Here is a 20446-nt window from a genome sequence, read left to right on the forward strand (position 1 = left end):
GCGACCAGATCAACACGTAACCCATCAGTCACAGGGCGTTCGTGATCAGGCAACACCGTTCGTTCACAGTGAGGACATGACTGATGTGACCTCCGCGAAAAGCGCCCGCCGCCCGCACCACTGGCGGCGGGACCTGATCGAACTGGCCGCCCTGTTCACCGCCGTGGCCGTGGCCGACGCCATCGCCAACCTCATCGGACACCAGCCGGACGGGCCCTATCTGCTCGTGGTGTCGGCGGTGGCGCTGGTGGCCACCGCGGCGTTCCACACCTGGTGGGCGCGACGGCACAGTCACGCTCCCCCGTCCGGTGAGGGGGGCTCCGCGCCGGGCGGAGCGGAGGCGGCCGCGCACGGGGCGCGGGACAGCGCGGCAGCGGAGGCCGGGGGCAGCGGTGCGGGCGGGATCGCCGGCGCCGAGGAGACCGCCCTGTGGCGGATGCGGACGACCGTGCGCGACGCCCCGGGCAGCCTGGCCGCGCTGTGCGTGGCCCTCGCCGGGCTCCGGGTGGACATCCTCACCCTGGGGACCCACCCACTCGCGCGGGGGACCGTCGACGAGTTCCTGCTGCGGGCTCCGGCCTCGCTCCAGGCGCGGGAACTGTCCCGCGAGATCGCGGCGGCCGGCGGCGCGTCCACGTGGATCGAGCGGGCGGACGCCCACGATCTGGTCGACATCCCGACCCGGGTGCTGTCGCTGGCCACCCGGACGGCGCTCGACGCGGCCGAGCTGCCGCTCGCCCTGCGCCAGCTGCTCGGCCGGTGCACCATCCACTCGCTGCCCGCCCTGTCCGTCACCGGACGACCGACCGGGGAGAGCGCCCCGGTCGAGAGCGTGCTGGAGGAGACCGTGATGCGGCTGCGCGACCCGTCCGGCGGGGTGATCTCCGTCGAGCGGCCCTATCTGCCGTTCACGCCGACCGAGTTCGCGCGGGCGCGTGCCCTCGTCGAGCTGGACGCCCGGCTCGGCCCGCGGGTGCCGCGCGGCGAGGACGTCCTCACCCTGCCCGAGGGCAACGAGATCACCGTGCGCCGCGCGGACCGCGACGACCTCGCCGCCGCCCGCGCGATGCACGACCGCTGCTCGCAGCGCACCCTGGGCCTGCGCTATCACGGCCCGGTCGCGGACGCTGACCGCTATCTCGACCATCTGCTGAGCCCCCGCTTCGGCCGTACCCTGGCGGTGCAGACGGCCTCCGGCAAGCTGGTGGCACTGGGCCACCTCCTCTGGGACGGCGACGAGACCGAGGTCGCCCTCCTCGTCGAGGACGGCTGGCAGCGCCGGGGCATCGGCTCCGAGTTGCTCGGCCGCCTGGCGGCCCTCGCCGTGGAGGCGGGCTGCGAGAGCGTGTACGCCGTGACGCAGTCCCACAACACGGGCATGGTGGCGGCGATGCGCGCGCTGGAGCTGCCCCTCGACTACCAGATCGAGGAGGGGACGCTCGTCATCACCGCACGGCTGACGGCCGGCCGGCCGACGACTGACCGGCCGCGGACGACCGAAGGGCCCGCTCGGCCGTCCGCGCCGACGGAAGGGGCCCGTCGCTGAGCGCCTGGCACAGGTCGGCCCACAGGTCCTCGACGTCCTCCAGGCCGACCGACATCCGCAGCAGCCGGTCACCGACGCCGGACGCCCGCCGGTCTCCCTCCTCCACGATGCGGTGGCTGATGGAGGCCGGGTGCTGGATCAGCGAGTCCACGCTGCCGAGGCTGACGGCGGGCGTGATGAGCCGCACCCCGGAGATGACCCGGTGCGGGTCGCCGTACACCTCGAAGGAGATCATCGCGCCGCCGATCCGCGGGTAGTGCACCCGGGCGATCCGCGGGTCGGCGGTGAGCCTGCGGACCAGTTCGGCCGCGCTCGTCGAGGCCGCCCGTACGCGTACCGGAAGCGTGGACAGACCGCGCAGCAGGAGGTAGCCGGCCAGCGGGTGCAGCACTCCGCCGGTGGCGAACCGGACCTGGCGCAGGGTGGCGGCGAACTCCTCGTCGCAGGCGACGACGCCGCCCATGACGTCCCCGTGGCCCCCGAGGTACTTGGTGGCGCTGTGCAGGACGATCCGCGCGCCGAGTTCGACGGGGCGCTGCAGGACGGGGGTGGCGAAGGTGTTGTCGACCAGCAGCGGGACGGTTCCGCAGGCGTGGGCGACGGCCCGGATGTCGACCTCGGCCAGCGTCGGGTTGGCCGGCGTCTCGACCATCACGAGCCCGGTGTCCGGGCGGATGGCGTCGGCGATGCCCGCCGGGTCGGTCCAGGTCACCTCGGTGCCCAGCAGCCCGGCGCCGAGCAGATGGTCACTGCAGCCGTAGAGCGGGCGGACCGCGACGACATGGCGCAGCCCCTGGCTCGCGCGGGCGAGCAGGACCGCGGTGAGCGCCGCCATCCCGCTGGCGAAGGCGACCGCGCTCTCGGCGCCCTCCAGCCGGGCGAGGGCCGTCTCGAAGCGGCCCGTGGTGGGGTTGTCCAGCCGGGCGTAGACGGGCGGCCCGTCGGGGCGGGCCCCGGTGGTGGCGAAGGCGTCGATGCGCATCGCCTCGCCGCGCGAGTCGTAGGAGGGGTAGGTGGTGGACAGGTCGATCGGCGGGGCGTGCACACCGAGGGAGGCGAGGTCGTCGCGTCCGGCGTGCACGGCTTCGGTGGCGAGAGCCCTGGACGGGGTGGGGGCAGGGGGCGTCATCGAGACTTCGTTGTCCATGCCGTCACTCTGAACAGCTACCGGTTCGTAGCGGCCAGATCCCGTGCTACGTTCGCGGCATGTCCGATTCCGTCGCTCTCGATCCGGTGGATCTACAGATTCTGCGGCTGTTGCAGAACGATGCGCGGACCACGTACCGGGAGCTCGCGGCCGAGGTCGGCGTGGCCGCTTCGACCTGCCTGGACCGGGTGGCCCGCCTGCGCCGCTCCGGGGTGATCCTCGGGGACCGGTTGCGGCTCGACCCGGCGAAGCTCGGCCGGGGTCTCCAGGCACTGCTCCTGGTACAGGTCCGGCCGCACCGCCGGGAGCTCATCGGGCCGTTCGTCGAACGTGTCAGGTCCCTGCCCGAGTCGCGCGCGCTCTTCCATCTCACCGGTCCCGACGACTATCTGGTGCAGGTCGCGGTGGCCGACGCGGCGGATCTGCAGCGGCTGGTGCTGGACGAGTTCACCTCGCGCCGGGAGGTGGCCCGGGTGGACACCCGGCTGATCTTCCAGCAGTGGGACTGCGGCCCGCTGCTGCCGCCCGCCGGGAGCTGAGCGCCGGAAACGTGCCGGGACACGCCGGGATGATCGTCTTTCGGACGCCCGGGGCCCCCGGTGATGACGAAGAGACCACCGGCGTACGAGGATGTCCGCATGTCAGACACTTCGAGCAGCGCGCTGCCCCGTCAGGTCGCCGACGCCTACGTCGACGCAATCATCGAACTCGACCCCGTCACGGGCACCTATCTGGGTGTGTCCGAAAGCTCGCGCCGGCTGCCCGACTTCTCACCGGCCGGTCAGGACGCGGTCGCCGACCTCGTCCGCGCGACGCTGCGGGAGCTGGACGCCGCCGAGCGGCGTCCCGGTGCGGACAGCGATGCCGAGCGGCGCTGCGGACGCCTCCTGCGGGAACGTCTGACGGCGCAACTCGCCGTGCACGAGGCCGAGGAGGGCCTGCGGACGGTCTCCAACATGCAGTCGCCGGCCCACAGCATCACCGAGGTCTTCACCCTCACGCCGACCGCGACGGACGAGGACTGGGCGGCGGTCGTGGAACGGCTGCGGGCGGTGCCCGCCGCGCACGAGGGGTACCGCGCCTCGCTGGCGCTCGGTCTGGAGCGCAAGCTGTACGGCGGTCCCCGCGCGACGGCCACGTTCGTCGGGCAGCTCACGGAGTGGGGCGGGGAGGGCGAGGGCGCGGCGTTCTTCGCGGAGTTCGTCGCCCCCGGCCCCGCGTCGCTGCGGGCGGAGCTGGACGAGGCCGCCCGGCTCGCGACGGCGTCGGTGCTCTCCCTGCGGGACTGGGTGCGCGACGTCTACGCCCCGGGCATCGAAGGGGCCCCGGACCCGGTCGGCCGGGAGCGCTACGCCCTGTGGTCGCGGCAGTACAACGGCACCGACCTGGATCTCGACGAGGCGTACGCGTACGGCTGGTCGGAATACCACCGGCTGCTCGCCGAGATGAGGACCGAGGCCGAGAAGATCCTGCCCGGGGCCGGTCCCTGGGAGGCGCTCGCCCATCTCGACGTGCACGGCAAGCACATCGAGGGCGTGGACGAGGTCCGCGAGTGGTTGCAGGGCGTGATGGACGAGGCGATCGAGGCGCTGGACGGCACGCACTTCGATCTCGCCGAGCGGGTACGGAAGGTGGAGTCCCGCATCGCGCCGCCCGGCGGGGCCGCCGCGCCGTACTACACCGGTCCCTCCGAGGACTTCTCCCGCCCCGGGCGCACCTGGCTGCCCACCATGGGCGAGACCCGCTTCCCGGTGTACGACCTGGTCTCGACCTGGTACCACGAGGGCGTTCCCGGCCACCACCTGCAGATCGCGCAGTGGACGCACGTCGCCGACAGCCTCTCCCGCTACCAGGCGTCGGTCGGCATGGTCAGCGCGAACGCCGAGGGCTGGGCGCTGTACGCGGAGCGGCTGATGGACGAGCTGGGCTTCCTGCCCGACGCGGAACGGCGGCTCGGCTATCTGGACGCGCAGATGATGCGCGCCTGCCGGGTGATCGTCGACATCGGCATGCACCTGGAGCTGGGGATTCCGGCGGACTCCCCCTTCCACCCGGGCGAGCGTTGGACTCCTGAGCTGGCCCAGGAGTTCTTCGGCAACCACAGCAGCCGTCCCGCCGACTTCGTGGAGAGCGAGCTGACCCGCTACCTGTCGATGCCGGGGCAGGCCATCGGCTACAAGCTCGGGGAGCGCGCCTGGTTGCTCGGCCGGGAGAACGCGCGGGCCGCGCACGGCGACGCGTTCGATCTGAAGACCTGGCACATGGCGGCGCTCTCCCAGGGATCGCTGGGCCTGGACGATCTGGTCGACGAGCTGTCGCGGCTCTGATCCGAGTGGTGCGTACGCTCCGGAGTCCCGATCGGTGGAAGTGAGGCAGCCTGACGTGAGCGAGCGGAACGGATTCCTTTTCTGCGCCGACCCGTTGCGGCCCTCCCGGCCCGATCCGCAGTTCGCCGACGAGGTCGCGGCGGCGCGTGCGACCGGCGGGCGGATCGCGCTGCTCGATCATGACGCGCTGCTCGCGGGCGACGCGGCCGGGGCGGTGGCCCGGGTCGCGAGGGACTCGGGGCCGTACTGGTACCGGGGCTGGATGATTCCCTCCCGACGGTACGCGGAGCTGGAGGCGGCGCTCGGCGCCCGGGGCTGCGCCCTGCTCACCGGTGCCGCCGCATACCGGCGGGCACATGAACTCCCGGGGTGGTACGAGGAGTTCGCCGAACTCACACCGCGCAGCGTCTGGCGTGCGACGCCTCCGGGGGCTCCGCCGCCCACCGCCGACGAACTGGCCGGGCTCGCGGCGCCCCTGGGCCCGGGGCCCGGCATCGTGAAGGACTTCGTAAAGTCCCGCAAGCACGAGTGGCACGAGGCGTGTTACGTGCCGGAGCTGGCGGACGCGGAGCAACTGGCTCGCGTGGTGGGCCGGTTCGTCGAACTGCAGGGCACGTTCCTCTCGGGCGGCCTGGTGCTGCGGTCCTTCGAGCCGTTCGTCGCGGGCGGCGAGGCGCGGGTGTGGTGGGTCGACGGGGAGGCGGTGCTCGTCACCGCCCACCCCGACACCCCGGGCGCGGTGTCCGTTCCCGAACCGGCACTCCCGCGGGAGGCGGTGGGCCGACTCGGGCCGCGCTGGGTCACCACCGACCTGGCATTGCGCGAGGACGGGGTGTGGCGGGTGGTGGAGGTCGGCGACGGTCAGGTCAGCGGCCTGCCCGCCGGGGCGGAGGCCGGGGCCCTGTTCGCCGCGCTGGCAGGCGCCGGGCCGTGCTGACCTCCGCCCGGCCCCGGCCCCGGCCTCAGCAGCCGCAGTCGGCGGCGTCGGCCGGCGCGGTGAGCGGGTCGGCTCCGCGCCGCTCGACGCCCTCCCAGGTCTCGAAGGCGAATCCCTCACGCGCCCAGTACTCGAAGCCGCCGAGCATCTCCTTTACCTGGTAGCCCAGTTGGGCGAGGGCCAGGGCCGCGCGGGTAGCACCGTCACAGCCCGGCCCCCAGCAGTACGTGATGACGGGGACGGCCGGGTCCAGCAGTGCCGCCGCCCGCTCGGGGATCAGCGCGGTGGGCAGGTGCACCGCGCCGGGCACATGCCCCTGGTCCCAGGAGGCGGTGGAGCGGCTGTCCAGGACGACGAACCCGGGATCACCGTCGGCGGCCAGCGTGGAGGCGACGTCGGAGACATCGGCGTGGAAGGCGAGCGACGCGCCGAAGTGGGCCGCCGCGGCAGCGGGAGAGGCGGGCGCGACGCGCAGGACGGGGTTGTCGGCCGTGGCCGCGATGTGCGAGGTCATGACCATGAATCTATGACCGTGGAACAGGACCGGGAAGTGAGATTCCCCGGCGCTCCTCTTGATGGGCCGGGAATTTCCCTGTTGTCTCGGCCGAGTGACCGACTATTCCCCGGACGCCACCGACTGGCGCATCCTCGACGTCCTCCAGCGCGACGGCCGCGCCACTTTCGCCGAGCTCGCACGTGCCGTCGCCATGTCCCCGAGCGCCGTGACGGAGCGGGTGCGCCGACTGGAGGAGCTGGGGGTGATCAGCGGGTACGTGGCGGTGGTCGACGCCGAGCGGCTCGGGCTGCCCCTTCTCGCCCTGGTGCGCCTGCGCTACCCGAACGGGAACTACAGGCCCTTCCACGACCTGCTGGAGACCACGCCGGAGATCATCGAGGCGCACCACGTCACGGGCGACGACTGCTTCGTCCTCAAGGTCACGGCCCGCTCGATGAGGCATCTGGAGGAGACCACCGGGCGGATCGGCGCACTGGGGGCCGTCACCACCAGCGTCGTGTACTCCTCGCCGCTCCCCCGCCGGGCGATCGGCCGCTGACCCCGGCGGCGGCCCGGGCCGGTCACAGGCGGTGGCGGACGGACGAGCCCTGACGCTCCTTCACCACTTCGAGCCGGACCGGGATCCGGCGGCGCAGGTCGGCCACATGGCTGACGATGCCCACGCTGCGGTCCCGTTCCCGCAGGGAGTCCAGTACGTCGAGCACCTCGTCCAGGGTCTGGTCGTCCAGGCTGCCGAACCCCTCGTCGATGAAGAGGGTGTCCAGACGTACGCCGCCGGCCTCCTCGGTCACGACGTCGGCCAGGCCCAGCGCGAGCGCCAGCGAGGCGAAGAACGTCTCCCCGCCGGACAGCGTCGCGGTGTCCCGTTCACTGCCGGTCCAGGCGTCGACCACATGCAGCCCGAGCCCCGCTCTGCGTCCGCCGGTGCGGGCGTCGGAGTGGACCAGGGTGTAGCGGCCGGAGGACATCCGCTGCAGCCGTGCGGTGGCGGCGGCCGCCACCTGTTCGAGGCGGGCGGCCAGGACGTACGCCTCCAGGCGCATCTTGCGCTCGTTGTCGGCGGAGGTGCCCGCCGCCAGACCCGCGAGCCGGGCGACCCGCTCGTACTCCTGGCGCACCGGGCCCAGCCGCCGCACCTCGTCGGCGGCCTCACGGGAGAGTCGGGTCAGCTCGCCGCAACGCTCGTCGGCGGCGGCGCGTGCGGAGGACGCCTCGCGCAACAGCCATTCCGCCGTCTCGAACTCGCCCTGTGCGGCCGGTGGATGAGCCGGGGGCTGCTCGGCCGCCTCCCGGGCGTCGCGTTCGGCGCGGCGGTCGGCGACCGCCGCGGCCTCGGCCTGCCAGGCGTCGACGCGGTGCTGGAGGTCGCGTTGGGCGGCGGCGTCGAGGAGGGTCGCCGCGGCGTCCTCCGGGGTGTCGAAGCCGGCCCGGAACGCCGCGTCGGAGAGCCGGCCGTCGGCCTCCTTGCGCTGCCGGTCGGCGTCCCGTTCGGCGCGCACCGCGTCGGCGGCCTCCGCGAGGAGCGCCACGCGCCGGGTGAGGCGTTCGGCGTACGCGGCGACGGACCCGGACTCGTCGCGGACAGCGGCGAGTTCATCCCGCAGCACGGTCTGCTCGCGGTCGAGCGCCTCCCGGCGGGACGTGCGGGCGGCGGCCCGGCGCTCGGCCTCCCGCCGGAGTTCGAGGCGCCCGAGGTGCTCGCGCTCCGCGGCGTCGAGCGCCTCGCGGGCGGCGTGCGTTCCAGCGGCGAGGCGGTGCGTCTCGGCGTGCTCGGCGGCCAACCGGTCGACGGTGTCGCGGAGTTCGGCGACGGACGGGCCGGGGTCCGTCGTCGCCCCGCTGTCGCTCCCGCCCTCGACGGGCTCCGCCGGGGCACCGGCGTCGCGGGCCTCCGCCTGCGCGGTGGCGTGGCGTTCGCGGACGAGCCCGAGGGCCTGCTCGGCGCGGGCGCGGGTCTCCTCGGCGTGCCGGTGGGCGGTGAGGGCGGCCTCCTCGGTGGCCCGGTCGACGTGGCCGTCGCCCTCGGTGGCGGGGGCCGGGTGCTCGGCGGAGCCGCAGACGGTGCAGGGCGCGCCGTCGACGAGTCCGGCGGCCAGCTCCGCCGCGATGTCCCGCAGTCGGCGCTCCCGCAGCCCGAGCCAGGCCTCATGGGCGTCGAGGGCGCCTTCGCGGACTTCGGCGAGCGTCCGCCGGGCGGCCAGGACCTCGGCGGCCAGCGCGTCGCGGCGGCGGGCGGCCTCCAGCCTGCGGCGGGCCGGGGCGAGGAGTCCGGCGAGCTGTTCGGCGCGGGTCGCGGCCTCCTGTGCCGTCGCGATGCGTTCCCTGAGTCCGGCGTGGACGGCATCCCAGCCCGCCAGCCATGCGTCCGTGTCCCGGACGGTCGCGTCGTCGGCCCGGGACTCGCGCTCCAGCCGGTCCCGTTCCTCGTCGATCGCCGCGCTGCGCGCCTCGGCCCGGCGGGCCGCCTCCAGGCCGCCCAGCTCCTGCCGGAACCGGCGCTCCAGCTCGGTGAGCCGGTCGGGGCCCGCGTCGGCGAGGTCGGGCGGCAGCTGCGCCCTGGCCCGGTCGAGGGCGTCGCCCGCCCGGCGGTGGGCCCGCTCCGCCTCCTCGCGCAGGTCCAGCGCGGGGGCGACGCGGTCCGCCCTGCGGGCGCGCTCCAGCTGCTCCTGGCAGCGGTCGTACTCGGGCCGCAGCTCCTCCAGGGCCGCGGCGCGCCGCACGGTCTCCTCGTGCCGCTGCTGGAGGCGGGCGAGTTCGCGCGCGGTGTCCAGGGCGTGGCGCGCCGCCCGCTGCCGGCCCTCGGCCCCGGTCAGGACGCAGTGGGCGATGCCGAGCCGTTCGCGGGCCGTGGACCGGGCGATGGCGGCCCACTCCAGAACGGCTTCGGCGAGACCGGGTTCGCCGGGCCGTGCGGTGATCGGTGCGGCCTCGGCCCCGACCGGCCCGGCCGCCTGGGCGATGCGCTGGGCGAGGGCGAGGATCCGCTCGTCGGCGGCGGTGACCCTGGCCTCGGCGCCCCGGCGCAGCTCGGCGAGGCGTTCCTCGACGGCGGCGAAGCGGCGGGTGTCGAAGAGCCGGCCGAGGAGTTTTCCGCGGGCCTCGGCGTCCGAGCGCAGGAAGCGGGCGAAGTCGCCCTGCGGCAACAGCACCACCTGGCAGAACTGGTCCCGGCTCATGCCGATGAGCTGGGTCAGCTCCTCGCCGATCTCCTGGTGCGACTTGCTGAGCGCCTGCCAGCCCCGCTCGGGGTCGTGACCGCGCAGCCGGCTCTGGGCCTTCTCCATGGTGAAGCCGTCGCCGCGCTTCTTGGGACGGGGCTGGGCGGGACTGCGGGTGACTTCGAGGCGTCGGCCGCCGACGGTCAGTTCCAGCTGCACCTCGGTGGGCAGGTCCGCCGGGGCGTGGTCGCTGCGCAGGGAGGCGCCGGGGCTCTGCCGGGCGCCGGGGACGGCTCCGTACAGGGCGAAGCAGACGGCGTCCAGGACGGAGGTCTTCCCGGCGCCGGTGGGTCCGTGGAGCAGGAAGAGACCGGCGGAGGAGAGGGCGTCGAAGTCGACTTCCTGGGTGGCGCCGAACGGGCCGAAGGCGGTGATGCTCAGGCGGTGCAGTCTCACCGGGACACCTCGCGCACGGTCTCGTCGACCCGTACGTCGTCGAACGCGGCCCGCAGCACGGTGCGTTCGAGGTCGTTCGGGCCGCTGCCGCCGCGGACGTGGGCGACGAAGTCCTCGGCGATCTGGTGGTCGTCGCGGCCCTGGAGGCGCTGGGCGTAGGACGCCCCCGGGTCGTCCGGAGGCCGCTCGGGGTCGAAGACGAGGCTGAGCGTGTGCGGGAAGCGCCGGGCGAGGCGGGCCATGGGTTCGGCGGGGCGCACCGGATCGGTGAGGGTGGCCTCGACCCAGGCGTGCTCGTGGCGGTCCAGGACGGGGTCCTCCAGCAGGGTGTCGAGCCGGCCCCGGAGCCGGGCCAGGGGCCGCTCCACGGGGCAGTCGATCCGTTCCCCGGCCGCGATGTCCCCGTCGCCGTCGAGGTCGATGAGCCACATCGTCTTGCGGTGGTCGGCCTCGGAGAAGGAGTAGGCGAGCGGGGAGCCGGAGTAGCGGACGCGGCTCGTGACCCGCTGGGAGCCGTGGAGGTGGCCGAGGGCCGTGTAGTCGACGCCGTCGAAGACCCCGGCCGGGACCGCCGCGACCCCGCCGACGGTGATGTCGCGTTCGCTGTCGCTGGGCTCCCCGCCCGCCACGAAGGCGTGCGCGAGGACGACGGAGCGGGTGCCTGCGGGACGGGTGGCGAGGTCGGCGCGGACCCGGTCCATGGCGGCGGTGAGGACCGCCTCGTGGCCGGCCCTGGCCGCCCGGAGGGTGTCCTTGACCAGGGCCGGTTCCAGGTAGGGCAGCCCGTAGAACGCCACGTCGCCGTGGTCGTCGGCGAGCACGACGGGGGTGGCGCAGTTCTCCGGGTCGGTCCGCAGGTGGATCCCGGCCCGCTCGAAGAGCCCGGCGCCGACGCCGAGCCGGCGGGCGGAGTCGTGGTTGCCGGAGATCATGACGGTGGGGACGCCCGCGGCGGCGAGCCGGTGCAGCGCGCGGTCGAACAGCTCGACGGCGGTGAGCGGCGGGACGGCCCGGTCGTAGACGTCGCCCGCGACGAGGACGACGTCCACCTCGCGTTCGCGGACGCTCGCCACGAGGTGGTCGAGGTAGGCGGCCTGGGCGTCGAGGAGGGAGACACGGTGGAAGGACCGGCCCAGGTGCCAGTCCGAGGTGTGCAGGATCCTCACGCCATCACTCCAGCGGATCCGGTCGGCGCCATCGCTCCGCCGGTTTTGGCCCGCATCGCCGTCCCCCCGGTTTTGGCCCGCATCGCCGTCCCCCCGGTTCCGGCCTGCCCCGCCACCCCGCCCGTCGTGGCCCGCATCGTCACTCCGCCGATTCCGGCCTGCATCCTCGTCCTCCACCCCGTGGGCCGCGCACCGGCGGCCCGTGATCCCGCTCGGCACCGACCACGCTAACGCCGCCGGGCCGCCGAACCCGCATCGATCATGATGTCGGCGTCCGTGGGATTGCCCTCATCGGGCGCGTTCGCACCTCGGCGCCGTCACATGTCGCCGTACGCCTCGCCGCCCAGCTCCAGCACGGCGGTCCCCGCGGTCGCGTCGGCCAGCCAGGCGGTGAACGCCTCCACGTCACCGTCCGGCAGCCCGATGTCGATGGTGACGGCCTCGGCGTACCGCACCTCGCGGACGTCCCGCCCGGTGGCCCGCAGGTCGTTCTCCAGCTTTCCGGCCCGTTGGTGGTCGACCCGGATCGTGGCGAGCCGGAAGCGCTGCCGGGTGATGGTGCCGAGCGCGTCGAGGGCTTCGCCGACCACTCCCCCGTACGCCCTGATCAGCCCGCCCGCCCCGAGTTTGACCCCGCCGTAGTAGCGGGTGACGACCGCCACGGCGTACCGCACCTCCCGCCGCATGAGCATCTGGAGCATCGGAACACCCGCGGTCCCGCCGGGTTCGCCGTCGTCGCTCGCCTTCTGTACGGAGGCGTCGGCGCCGATCACGTACGCGAAGCAGTTGTGGGAGGCGGCCGGGTGCTCCTTGCGGACGCGGGTGACGAAGTCCTGCGCTTCCTGTTCGGTGGCGGCGGGGGCGAGGGAGCAGAGAAAACGGGATCGGTTGATCTCGCATCCGTGCACACCCGCGCGGGCGACGGTCCGGTACTGCTCCTGCATCCGTCCACCCTATGCGCCGCGGGGAGGACGGGTTCCGGCGGGAATGAGCGGGCGGGGGCTGTCGGTTGTCCCGGCATGAACGCAGACGGCACAGCGGACGACACGGACGACACGTACGCGGACCCCGCGACGATCAGGCGGATCCTCCAGGACACGGGCGACACCTGGGCGGTGGTGGGCCTGTCCGGCAACCGTTCCCGGGCGGCCCACGGTGTGGCGGAGGTCCTTCAGCGGTTCGGCAAGCGGGTGGTGCCCGTGCACCCGAAGGCCGAGACGGTGCACGGGGAGCAGGGATACGCCTCGCTCGCGGACATCCCCTTCCCCATCGACGTGGTGGACGTGTTCGTCAACAGCGAGCTGGCGGGCGCGGTCGCGGACGAGGCGGCGGCGGTGGGCGCGAAGGCGGTGTGGTTCCAGCTCGGCGTCGTGGACCCGGACGCCTTCGGGCGGACGCGCGCGGCAGGGCTGGACATGGTCATGGACCGGTGCCCGGCGATCGAGATCCCGCGGCTGGACGGGACCGCCTGAGCGGACCGGGTGTGCGGGACGTCCCGGGGCGGGAAGAATCCCCGCCGTGGACGACGTACTCGACGCGGACGTACTCGACGGGGCCCGGACGACGACCGCTCTGACCGCGCTGGGCGTACGGCCCGGCGATGTACTCCTGGTGCACGCCTCGCTGCGCTCGCTCGGACCGGTGACGGGCGGTGCGCGGAGCGTGCTGGGCGCGCTGCGCCGGGCCGTGGGGCCGGAGGGGACCCTGGTGGTCCCCTCCTTCACCCCGGAGAACTCCGACACCTCCCCGCACTACCGCGAGCGGGTCCGGGGCCTGGACGCGGGGGCGGTCGACGCCGTGCGCGCCTCGATGGAGCCGTACGACCCGTCGCTGACCCCCGCGCCGTCGATGGGCGCGCTGGCCGAGACCGTACGGACGGCTGCGGGGGCCGGGCGCAGCGCGCATCCGCAGACCTCGTTCGCGGCTCTCGGCCCGGACGCGGCGCGGCTGCTCGCCGGGCACCGGGCCGACTGCCATCTCGGGGAGGACTCGCCGCTGGCCCGGCTGTACGGGGCGGATGCCCGGATTCTGCTGCTCGGCACCGGCTACGCCACGTGTACGGCGTTCCACCTGGGCGAGTACCGGATGCCCGGTCCGCCGCGCCGCGGCTACCGCTGTGTGGTGATGTCGCGGGGAGTGCGCCGGTGGTGGGAGCACGAGGATGTCGCCCTGGACGACGGGGATTTCGCCGCCCTGGGCGCGGCGTTCGAGGATGCCGCGGCCGACGGTGACGTCCGCGCGGGACGCGTGGGCGCGGCCGACTGCAGGCTCGTCCGGCTGCGCCCCGCCGTCGACTTCGCCACGGGCTGGCTCACGGAGCACCGGGCGACCGGGCGCTGACCCAGGCCGCCCGGAGGCCGGCCCCGGCCGCCCGCAGGGGAGTCGAGACGCCCCCGGAGGCAGGAGTCAGACGCCGAGGCCCTCGACGAGGACGGCGCCCGGGAGGGCGGCGAGCGCCTTGCCGGGGACGATGAGCTTGCCGCGTCGGCTGCCGCTGCCGATCAGGACCCATTCCTCGTCCACCACGGCGGGGTCCAGCAGGAGGGGCCAGGCGGCGGGCAGGCCGATCGGGGTGATGCCGCCGTACTCCATACCGCTCTCGCCGACCGCCGTGTCCATCGACGCGAACGAGGCCTTGCGGGCGCCGAGGTGTTTGCGGACCGCGCCGTTGACGTCGACCCGGGTGCGGGAGAGCACCACGCAGGCGGCGAGGGTGACGTCCTGGCCGCGCTTGCCCGCCACGACGACGCAGTTGGCCGAGGTGTCCAGCAGTTCCACGCCGTAGTGCTCGGCGAAGACCGCGGTGTCGGCGACGGCCGGGTCGCTGTCGACGTGGATGACCTGCTCGGCGGTGAAGTCGCCCCAGCCGGCGGTCAGGGCCGTGACGACGGGAGCGGGGAGCAGGTCGAGCCGTTCCGCAGCGGGAGCGGCGTCCTCGAAGGTTCCGATGGGTGCGCGCATGGCGCTCACGCTAACAGCGGCGGGGGTGGGTCCGTCCGGGCGTCTCAGCGGACGGGCGGGATGGCGACGGCCATGGTGAACACAGCCGGTTCGGCGCCCTCGTTGCGGTAGCCGTGCGGCACGTGCGCCTCGAAGGTGGCGGAGGTCCCGGCGGGGACGAGGTGGGTGCGGCCGTCGACGAGGAGGGCCAGTTCACCCTCGGTCGCGTGGAGGAGTTCGACGGTGCCCTCGGGGTGCGGGTCGGAGGTGGTGCCCTCACCCGGCATCAGCCGGCAGGACCACAGTTCGAGCGGGCCGCGGGCCTCGGCGCCGACGAGGAGCGTCTTGGAGCTGCCCGCCTCGGTGGACCACATGCGGACGGCCCGGCTCTCCGGTACCAGCCGGACCTGGCCGCCCTGTTCGGGGTCGAGGAGGGTGGTGATGCTGACACCGAGCGCGTCGGCCAGTTTGACGGTGGTGCCGACGCTCGGGTTCGTCCGCGCCTGCTCGATCTGGATGATCATTCCGCGGCTGACCCCGGCGCGGGCCGCGAGGGCGTCGAGGGTGAAGCCGCGCTCCCCCCGCCAGCGTTTGAGGTTGCGGGCCAGCGACTGGGTGAGCTGGTCGAGGTCGGACACGTACCGTCCCTGCGGTGGATGGCGGAGTGCGGGTGGCGGAGTTCGACGTACCCGGTGCGGCGTGCTGAGTGCGGCGTGCCGAGTCGTGTTACGGCGCGCGTGCCGGGGTCAAGAATATTGCACCGCCGTACGGTGCACTTCCCGCGTCCGGCGGGTCGTACCGCCACCGCCGCCTACGGCGATTCCCGTGCCTCGTCCAGCTCCGCGAGGGCCAGCAGCTGTTCGGGCGTGACGCCCTCGGGGATCGGCACGGGCGCCGGGGTGCGCAGGGGCGGCTGCCACCCCTTCTCCGGGTCCCAGCTGCGGACGACCCGGGCGGGAGCCCCCGCGACCACCGCGTGGTCGGGCACCTCGCCCCGGACGACCGCGCCGGCGGCGACCACCACGTTCCGGCCGAGCCGGGCCCCGGGCAGGATCACCGCACCCGTGCCGATCCAGCACCCGGGCCCGATCGCCACCGGTTCCATCCGGGGCCACTGCTTGCCCACGGGCTCGTGCGGGTCGTCGTAGCTGTGGTTGGTCGAGGTGATGTAGACGTACGGGCCGCAGTAGGTGTCCGGGCCGATCGTCACCGTGGTGTCCGCGATCACATGGCTGCCGCGCCCCAGCACCACGCCGTCGCCCAGCGTGAGGACGGTGTCGGGGCCGAGGTCCAGGTCCGGCATCATCCCGGCCGTGAGCGTGACCTGCTCGCCTATGACGCAGTGCGCGCCGAGCTCGATCCACGGCTCCCCGAACACGGTCCCCTGCGGGAAGGCGAGCCGGGTCCCCGTGCCGATCGCGCGGAACCGCAGCCGCCCGGGGTGCTCGGCGGTGACCGCGCCCGCCCGCTGCGCCCAGGACCAGCCGAGGTGGACCGCGCGGGAGGCGGCCCGGCGCGGCCAGCGGGCGAGGGGGGAGAACGCGTTTCGGTTCTTCGGCACGCGCTCACGGTAGTCGGCGGCGCGGTGGGCGATCCGGGCGATGACCTGTGATGTTCGCCCCACCGGGCGCTGTGCGCCGGGAGTCGTCCCCTACCGTGTGAGGCGGCCCGGCCCGGCGGATCCGAGCGAGTCCGCGGGGAAGGCCCAGGAGCACCACACCGGCGCGAAGGAGCAGGCGATGGCGGAGCAGGCGTTGATCACGGGCATGGGCGGCAGGGAGCCGGACATCGACGTGGACGCGTTCGTGGCCCCGACCTCCGTGGTGATCGGCGAGGTGACGCTCGCCCCGGGCTCCAGCGTCTGGTACCAGGCCGTGCTGCGGGCCGACTGCGGTCCCATCACGCTCGGTCCCGACAGCAACATCCAGGACAACTGCAGCGTGCACACCGACCCCGGGTTCCCGCTCACCGTGGGCGCGCGGGTCTCGGTCGGCCACAACGCGGTGCTGCACGGCTGTGTGATCGAGGACGACGTGCTGGTGGGGATGGGCGCGACGGTGCTCAACGGCGCGCACATCGGGGCGGGTTCGCTGGTCGCGGCGCAGGCCCTCGTGCCGCAGGGGATGCGGGTGCCGCCGGGCTCGCTCGTCGCGGGGGTGCCCGCGAAGGTGAAGCGGCCGCTGACCGCCGAGGAGCTGGAGGGCATCCGTTTCAACGCGGCCGGGTACGTGGAGCTGGCGAAGGCCCACCGTGAGGCGCACGGGGGCTGAGGCCCGGATTCCGGCCGCCAGCGCACCCGGGCCGCCGCCCCTTCCCGCTCGGGGAGGGGCGGCGGCCCGGGTGCGTACGGCGGACTCTCAGCCGTTGGGACGTCTCAGCTGTTAGGGCGTCTCAGCCGTTGGGACGTCTCAGCTGTTGGGGCGCAGGGTCCACACGACGGTCATCTCGCCGGTGACCGCGCCGTCGGCGCGCCGGATCTCGATGACCACGGGGAATTCCGGCCGCCGGCCGGCGTCGAGCTCGGCGACGACGTCGGCGATGGGGCGGCCGAGGGTCGCGGTCGCGGTGACCTCGCCCTTGGCGAGCTTCTTGTAGCCGATCTCGGCCTTCACGGCGAGCGGCACGGCGCGCGACATCTGGTCGCCGAAGGCGGCGATGACGATCGCGCCGCTGGCGGACTCGGCGAGCGTGAACATCGCTCCGGCGTGGGGGCCGCCGAGGTGGTTGTGGTAGTCGGCCTGGTCGGGCAGCCGGACGACGGCGCGCTCCGGCGTCGTCTCCAGGAAGTCGAGGTTGAGGGTCCGGGCCATCGGGACCGTCGCGACGAGCATCTCGCCCACGGTCATCTGTTCAGCGCTCATGCCCGAAGGTTACTCACCAGTAGCACCGTTTGGCCATCCCCTTGTGACGGCTCTGGGACAGGGCGGCCGTAGAAGTGGCCGGGTGCCCCATCTATGGTTACTGGCCATGTGGCCAGGAACGCAGCCGCCCGGGGGCGAGCAGAACCCGCAGGACCAGAACCAGAACCCGTACCAGCAGCCGGGGTACCAGCAGCCGAATCCCTATCAGCAACCGGGATATCCGCCGCAGGGCCAGCCCGGGCAGCCCACGGAGCAGGGCTACGGATACCCGCAGGGCCCGCCCGCCGGGCAGCCCGGGTACCAGCAGCCCCATCCCTACCAGCAGCCGACGGTGCCGCAGTACGCCGTCCCGGGTCCGCCCGGCGGGCCGAAGCCCGGCGACGACAAGAAGAAGACGACGATCGTGGCGATCGTCGCGGCGACCGCCGTCGTGGTCGCCGCGGGCGTCACCGGTTTCCTCGTGCTCGGCAAGGACGACGAGGGTGGCAGGACCGTCGCCGACGACAAGAAGTCCGCGTCGCCGAGCGCCGAGCCCAGCGAGGCGGACACCGGCTCCGCGCCGCCTGCCGAGAACCCGCGGGGCTCCGAGAGCGACCCCAAGCCGGTCGTTCCGGGCTGGAAGGTCGTCACCAACCCCAAGTGGGGCACGCAGTTCGACGTTCCCGGTGACTGGGAGGTCGCGAGCTCGGGGATGTTCTCCGGCTTCGAGGACGCCAAGGAGCCCACCGGTAAGCCGGTCGCCGGCTTCACCGCGCCCGCCTACTACAAGAGCAAGTGGTGCGTCGACGACTCCGACGGGGACGGCAGCCAGGAGGACACCGGGCTCGCCGGCGTCGGGACGAAGGGCGCCCAGGGCGCCAAGAGCACCGACGAGGCCGCGAGGATCGAGGCCGCCAACTGGGTGTGGGCCGCCTACGCCCAGCTGGACCCCAAGACCAAGGTCAAGACCGGCAAGCCCAAGGCGTTCACCACGGAGTCGGGTCTCTCCGGCAGCGTCGTCCAGGCCACCGCGCTGGGCCTCGCCAACAAGGAGAAGTGCGACAGCGACGGGAAGTCGATCGCCTTCTCCTTCAAGAACTCCAAGGGCGACTTCTCGACCTGGGTCCTCTACGCCGCCGCCGGCGTCAAGGACGAGCTTCCGGACACCACCATCCAGAAGATCCTGAGCACGGTCCGCCTCTCCGGTGAGCCCACCGGCTGACCGGCCGCGCCCCGTCCCTTCCCGCCTCCGAACCGCCCGACGGAGCCTCAGCCGACGCTGAAGGCTCCGTCGGGCGGTTCGGGCGAGGCGACCGCGTCCACGTCCGTCACCGGGCGGGCCCCGCCGATGAACCGGGTCAGCGCGGGGCCGTGGGTGACCCGTGCGGGGAAGGCGTCGGCGGCGCAGGCCCGGACGAGCGGGGCCACGTCGAGGGGCGCGTACGAGGCGAGCAGGACGACGTTGCCGAAGCGCCGCCCGCGCAGTACGCCCGGTTCCCCGATCAGCGCGAGTTCCGGGAAGACCGCGGCGAAGTTCGCCAGCTGGGAGCGGAGGAAGGCGAACGGCGCGCTGTCGGCCAGGTTGGCGGCGTAGATCCCGTCCTCGCGCAGCGCCCGGCCCGCGGCCCGCGCGTACTCGACGGACGTGAGGTGCGCCGGAACACGGGAGCCGCCGAAGACGTCCGCGATCAGGAGGTCGGCGGAGGCGGGCACCGCGGCCTCCAGCCGCTCCCGGGCGTCGGCCGCGTGCAGGGAGATGCCGCCGTCCTCGGGCAGCGGCAGATGCTCCCGGACCAGCCGCAGCAGCCCCCGGTCCGCGTCGACGACGTCCTGGCGCGATCCGGGGCGGGTCACCGCCACGTAGCGGGGCAGGGTCAGCGCCCCGCCGCCCAGGTGCAGGACGTCCAGGGGCTCACCCGGCCCGGCCGCGCCGTCCACGACGTGGGCGAGCCGGCGCACGTACTCGAACTCCAGGTGGGACGGGTCGTCGAGGTCGACGTAGGACTGGGGCGCGTCGTCGACCGTGAGCAGCCAGGCCCGGTCGCGGTCCACGTCGGGCAGCAGCCGGGCGGTGCCGCAGTCGACCTCGCGGATGACGGGTATCGGCTCGTTCACGCCTCCATTGTCGCCTCCCGCGCACCGCTGCCCGCCACCCCCGGGACGAGGGGGTGGCGGGCAGCGGTGGTGCTCAGAGCAGCGCGATGACCGTGCCCGCGCCGACCGTGCGTCCGCCCTCGCGGATCGCGAAGCCGAGACCGGACTCCAGTGGCACGTCACGGCCCAGCTCCACGGTCATCGTGACCGTGTCGCCGGGGCGCGCGAGGGCCGACTCGCCGAGGTCGACGTCGCCGACGACGTCCGCCGTACGGATGTAGAACTGCGGCCGGTAGCCGGTGGTCACCGGGGTCGACCGGCCGCCCTCCTTCGTCGACAGGACGTACACCTGGGCGGTGAACCGGCGGCTCGGCACCACGCTGCCGGGCGCGGCCACGACATGGCCGCGGCGCACCCGGTCGCGCTCCACCCCGCGCAGCAGCAGCGCGACGTTGTCCCCGGCCTCGGCGGACTCCATCGGCTTGCCGAAGGTCTCCAGACCGGTGACGACCGTCTCGATGTCCGCGCCGAGCACCGCGACCCGGTCGCCGACGCGGACGGTGCCGCGCTCGACGGCGCCGGTGACGACGGTGCCCCGGCCGGTGATGGTCAGGACGTTCTCGACGGACAGCAGGAACGGCGCGTCGGTGTAGCGCACCGGAATCGGCACGTACGTGTCGACGGCGTCCAGCAGCCCTTCGACGGCCGCCGTCCACCGCGGGTCGCCCTCCAGCGCCCTGAGCCCGGAGACCCGGACCACGGGAACGGTGTCACCGCCGTACCCGTGCGCGGAGAGCAGCTCGCGGACCTCCAGCTCGACCAGGTCGGTCAGCTCCGGGTCGCCCGCGTCGGCCTTGTTGAGGGCGACGACGATGTGGTCGACGCCCACTTGACGGGCCAGCAGGACGTGCTCGGCGGTCTGCGGCATGATCCCGTCGAGCGCGGAGACGACGAGGATCGCCCCGTCGAGCTGCGCCGCGCCCGTCACCATGTTCTTGATGTAGTCCGCGTGACCGGGCATGTCGACGTGCGCGTAGTGGCGGGTGTCGGTCTCGTACTCGACGTGCGCGATGTTGATGGTGATGCCGCGCTGGGCCTCCTCGGGGGCCCGGTCGATCCGGTCGAAGGACACGTAGGAGGTGGAGCTGCCACCGCGCTCGCTGAGGACCTTGGTGATGGCGGCGGTGAGGGTCGTCTTGCCGTGGTCGACGTGGCCCATGGTGCCGATGTTGAGGTGCGGCTTGGTGCGCACGTAAGCCGTCTTGGACATGGCTCGTTCCTTGGAGAACTAGAAGCTGAGAAGAGAAGACCCCAGGGC

General features: G+C 73.8%; 20 protein-coding genes. 9 read left to right on the top strand and 11 right to left on the bottom strand.

What is annotated here, in order from left to right; all coding sequences use genetic code 11:
• Positions 1 to 85: 85 nt before the first annotated feature.
• Positions 86 to 1546, top strand: a complete 1461-nt coding sequence (locus ACIRJT_RS33040; protein WP_403916829.1) for a GNAT family N-acetyltransferase — start codon at positions 86 to 88, stop codon at positions 1544 to 1546.
• Here ACIRJT_RS33040 and ACIRJT_RS33045 read toward each other — a convergent pair.
• Positions 1446 to 2693, bottom strand: coding sequence for a trans-sulfuration enzyme family protein (locus ACIRJT_RS33045; protein ID WP_403916600.1), 1248 nt, complete (start codon positions 2691 to 2693; stop codon positions 1446 to 1448). The two genes, ACIRJT_RS33040 and ACIRJT_RS33045, sit on opposite strands and share 101 nt — an antisense overlap.
• Positions 2694 to 2752: 59 nt before the next feature.
• On the opposite strand from ACIRJT_RS33045, the gene ACIRJT_RS33050 reads away from it, so the two are divergent.
• The 3 genes from ACIRJT_RS33050 (at position 2753) to ACIRJT_RS33060 (ending at position 5957) form a co-directional block, all read left to right on the top strand.
• The gene (locus tag ACIRJT_RS33050) at positions 2753 to 3232 is read left to right on the top strand and encodes an Lrp/AsnC family transcriptional regulator (protein ID WP_371622254.1); all 480 of its coding nucleotides are present in this window, start codon (positions 2753 to 2755) and stop codon (positions 3230 to 3232) included.
• A gap of 99 nt (positions 3233 to 3331) precedes the next feature.
• Entirely contained in the window at positions 3332 to 5020 is a 1689-nt protein-coding gene (locus ACIRJT_RS33055) for a DUF885 domain-containing protein (RefSeq protein WP_403916603.1), read from the top strand.
• 55 nt (positions 5021 to 5075) lie between these two features.
• A complete protein-coding gene (locus ACIRJT_RS33060) occupies positions 5076 to 5957 on the top strand; it encodes an ATP-grasp domain-containing protein (RefSeq protein WP_403916605.1) in 882 nt (293 codons plus the stop codon).
• A 25-nt stretch (positions 5958 to 5982) separates the two neighbouring features.
• Here ACIRJT_RS33060 and ACIRJT_RS33065 read toward each other — a convergent pair whose 3' ends face one another.
• Positions 5983 to 6477 carry a rhodanese-like domain-containing protein gene (locus tag ACIRJT_RS33065; protein WP_403916607.1) on the bottom strand — a complete coding sequence of 165 codons (495 nt, stop codon included), beginning with the start codon at positions 6475 to 6477 and terminating at the stop codon, positions 5983 to 5985.
• Between the two features lie 88 nt (positions 6478 to 6565).
• On the opposite strand from ACIRJT_RS33065, the gene ACIRJT_RS33070 reads away from it, so the two are divergent.
• Complete coding sequence (locus ACIRJT_RS33070) at positions 6566 to 7012, top strand: Lrp/AsnC family transcriptional regulator (protein ID WP_403916610.1); 447 nt, start codon at positions 6566 to 6568, stop codon at positions 7010 to 7012.
• A 22-nt stretch (positions 7013 to 7034) separates the two neighbouring features.
• On the opposite strand, the gene ACIRJT_RS33075 is transcribed toward ACIRJT_RS33070, so the two are convergent.
• The 3 genes from ACIRJT_RS33075 to ACIRJT_RS33085 all read right to left on the bottom strand — a co-directional run bounded on the left by ACIRJT_RS33075 (position 7035) and on the right by ACIRJT_RS33085 (position 12198).
• Positions 7035 to 10088, bottom strand: a complete 3054-nt coding sequence (locus ACIRJT_RS33075; protein ID WP_403916612.1) for an AAA family ATPase — start codon at positions 10086 to 10088, stop codon at positions 7035 to 7037.
• Positions 10085 to 11254, bottom strand: a complete 1170-nt coding sequence (locus ACIRJT_RS33080) for an exonuclease SbcCD subunit D (protein ID WP_403916614.1) — start codon at positions 11252 to 11254, stop codon at positions 10085 to 10087. The genes ACIRJT_RS33075 and ACIRJT_RS33080 overlap by 4 nt, the downstream gene beginning before the upstream one ends.
• Before the next feature lie 317 nt (positions 11255 to 11571).
• The gene (locus ACIRJT_RS33085; RefSeq protein ID WP_403916617.1) at positions 11572 to 12198 is read right to left on the bottom strand and encodes a YigZ family protein; all 627 of its coding nucleotides are present in this window, start codon (positions 12196 to 12198) and stop codon (positions 11572 to 11574) included.
• A 75-nt stretch (positions 12199 to 12273) separates the two neighbouring features.
• On the opposite strand from ACIRJT_RS33085, the gene ACIRJT_RS33090 reads away from it, so the two are divergent.
• Positions 12274 to 12726, top strand: coding sequence for a CoA-binding protein (locus ACIRJT_RS33090; RefSeq protein ID WP_403916619.1), 453 nt, complete (start codon positions 12274 to 12276; stop codon positions 12724 to 12726).
• 46 nt (positions 12727 to 12772) lie between these two features.
• Positions 12773 to 13594: an aminoglycoside N(3)-acetyltransferase gene (locus tag ACIRJT_RS33095; RefSeq protein WP_403916621.1), complete on the top strand. Its 822-nt coding sequence runs from the start codon at positions 12773 to 12775 to the stop codon at positions 13592 to 13594.
• Between the two features lie 66 nt (positions 13595 to 13660).
• Here the strand turns inward: ACIRJT_RS33095 and ACIRJT_RS33100 are convergent, their stop codons facing one another.
• The 3 genes from ACIRJT_RS33100 to ACIRJT_RS33110 all read right to left on the bottom strand — a co-directional run bounded on the left by ACIRJT_RS33100 (position 13661) and on the right by ACIRJT_RS33110 (position 15755).
• Positions 13661 to 14215 (bottom strand): YbaK/EbsC family protein, encoded by a 555-nt coding sequence (locus ACIRJT_RS33100; protein WP_403916624.1) that lies wholly within the window; start codon positions 14213 to 14215, stop codon positions 13661 to 13663.
• 44 nt (positions 14216 to 14259) lie between these two features.
• Entirely contained in the window at positions 14260 to 14832 is a 573-nt protein-coding gene (locus ACIRJT_RS33105; RefSeq protein WP_403916627.1) for a helix-turn-helix domain-containing protein, read from the bottom strand.
• Between the two features lie 173 nt (positions 14833 to 15005).
• The gene (locus ACIRJT_RS33110) at positions 15006 to 15755 is read right to left on the bottom strand and encodes an acyltransferase (protein WP_403916630.1); all 750 of its coding nucleotides are present in this window, start codon (positions 15753 to 15755) and stop codon (positions 15006 to 15008) included.
• Between the two features lie 178 nt (positions 15756 to 15933).
• Here ACIRJT_RS33110 and ACIRJT_RS33115 point away from each other — a divergent pair, with 178 nt between their 5' ends.
• On the top strand, positions 15934 to 16464 hold the full coding sequence (locus ACIRJT_RS33115) for a gamma carbonic anhydrase family protein (protein ID WP_403916633.1): 531 nt from the start codon (positions 15934 to 15936) through the stop codon (positions 16462 to 16464).
• Positions 16465 to 16602: 138 nt separating this feature from the next.
• Here the strand turns inward: ACIRJT_RS33115 and ACIRJT_RS33120 are convergent, their stop codons facing one another.
• Positions 16603 to 17040, bottom strand: coding sequence for a DUF4442 domain-containing protein (locus ACIRJT_RS33120; RefSeq protein WP_403916831.1), 438 nt, complete (start codon positions 17038 to 17040; stop codon positions 16603 to 16605).
• Between the two features lie 121 nt (positions 17041 to 17161).
• On the opposite strand from ACIRJT_RS33120, the gene ACIRJT_RS33125 reads away from it, so the two are divergent.
• Positions 17162 to 18256: a hypothetical protein gene (locus tag ACIRJT_RS33125; protein WP_403916636.1), complete on the top strand. Its 1095-nt coding sequence runs from the start codon at positions 17162 to 17164 to the stop codon at positions 18254 to 18256.
• A gap of 47 nt (positions 18257 to 18303) precedes the next feature.
• Here ACIRJT_RS33125 and ACIRJT_RS33130 read toward each other — a convergent pair whose 3' ends face one another.
• Together ACIRJT_RS33130 and tuf are read right to left on the bottom strand one after the other, a co-directional pair.
• Complete coding sequence (locus tag ACIRJT_RS33130; protein ID WP_403916638.1) at positions 18304 to 19149, bottom strand: spermidine synthase; 846 nt, start codon at positions 19147 to 19149, stop codon at positions 18304 to 18306.
• 73 nt (positions 19150 to 19222) lie between these two features.
• Entirely contained in the window at positions 19223 to 20398 is a 1176-nt protein-coding gene (gene tuf / locus ACIRJT_RS33135; RefSeq protein ID WP_403916641.1) for an elongation factor Tu, read from the bottom strand.
• Positions 20399 to 20446: the final 48 nt, after the last annotated feature.

The organism is Streptomyces sp. NPDC102283, assembly GCF_044766265.1.
Lineage (GTDB): Bacteria > Actinomycetota > Actinomycetes > Streptomycetales > Streptomycetaceae > Streptomyces.

Coding starts and splice junctions, on each gene's coding strand:
- ACIRJT_RS33045 (WP_403916600.1), bottom strand. CDS start 2,693: ATGGACAACGAAGTCTCGATGACGCCCCCTGCCCCCACCCCGTCCAGG.
- ACIRJT_RS33050 (WP_371622254.1), top strand. CDS start 2,753: ATGTCCGATTCCGTCGCTCTCGATCCGGTGGATCTACAGATTCTGCGG.
- ACIRJT_RS33055 (WP_403916603.1), top strand. CDS start 3,332: ATGTCAGACACTTCGAGCAGCGCGCTGCCCCGTCAGGTCGCCGACGCC.
- ACIRJT_RS33065 (WP_403916607.1), bottom strand. CDS start 6,477: ATGGTCATGACCTCGCACATCGCGGCCACGGCCGACAACCCCGTCCTG.
- ACIRJT_RS33085 (WP_403916617.1), bottom strand. CDS start 12,198: ATGCAGGAGCAGTACCGGACCGTCGCCCGCGCGGGTGTGCACGGATGC.
- ACIRJT_RS33090 (WP_403916619.1), top strand. CDS start 12,274: ATGAACGCAGACGGCACAGCGGACGACACGGACGACACGTACGCGGAC.
- ACIRJT_RS33100 (WP_403916624.1), bottom strand. CDS start 14,215: ATGCGCGCACCCATCGGAACCTTCGAGGACGCCGCTCCCGCTGCGGAA.
- ACIRJT_RS33115 (WP_403916633.1), top strand. CDS start 15,934: ATGGCGGAGCAGGCGTTGATCACGGGCATGGGCGGCAGGGAGCCGGAC.
- ACIRJT_RS33120 (WP_403916831.1), bottom strand. CDS start 17,040: ATGACCGTGGGCGAGATGCTCGTCGCGACGGTCCCGATGGCCCGGACC.
- ACIRJT_RS33125 (WP_403916636.1), top strand. CDS start 17,162: ATGTGGCCAGGAACGCAGCCGCCCGGGGGCGAGCAGAACCCGCAGGAC.
- tuf (WP_403916641.1), bottom strand. CDS start 20,398: ATGTCCAAGACGGCTTACGTGCGCACCAAGCCGCACCTCAACATCGGC.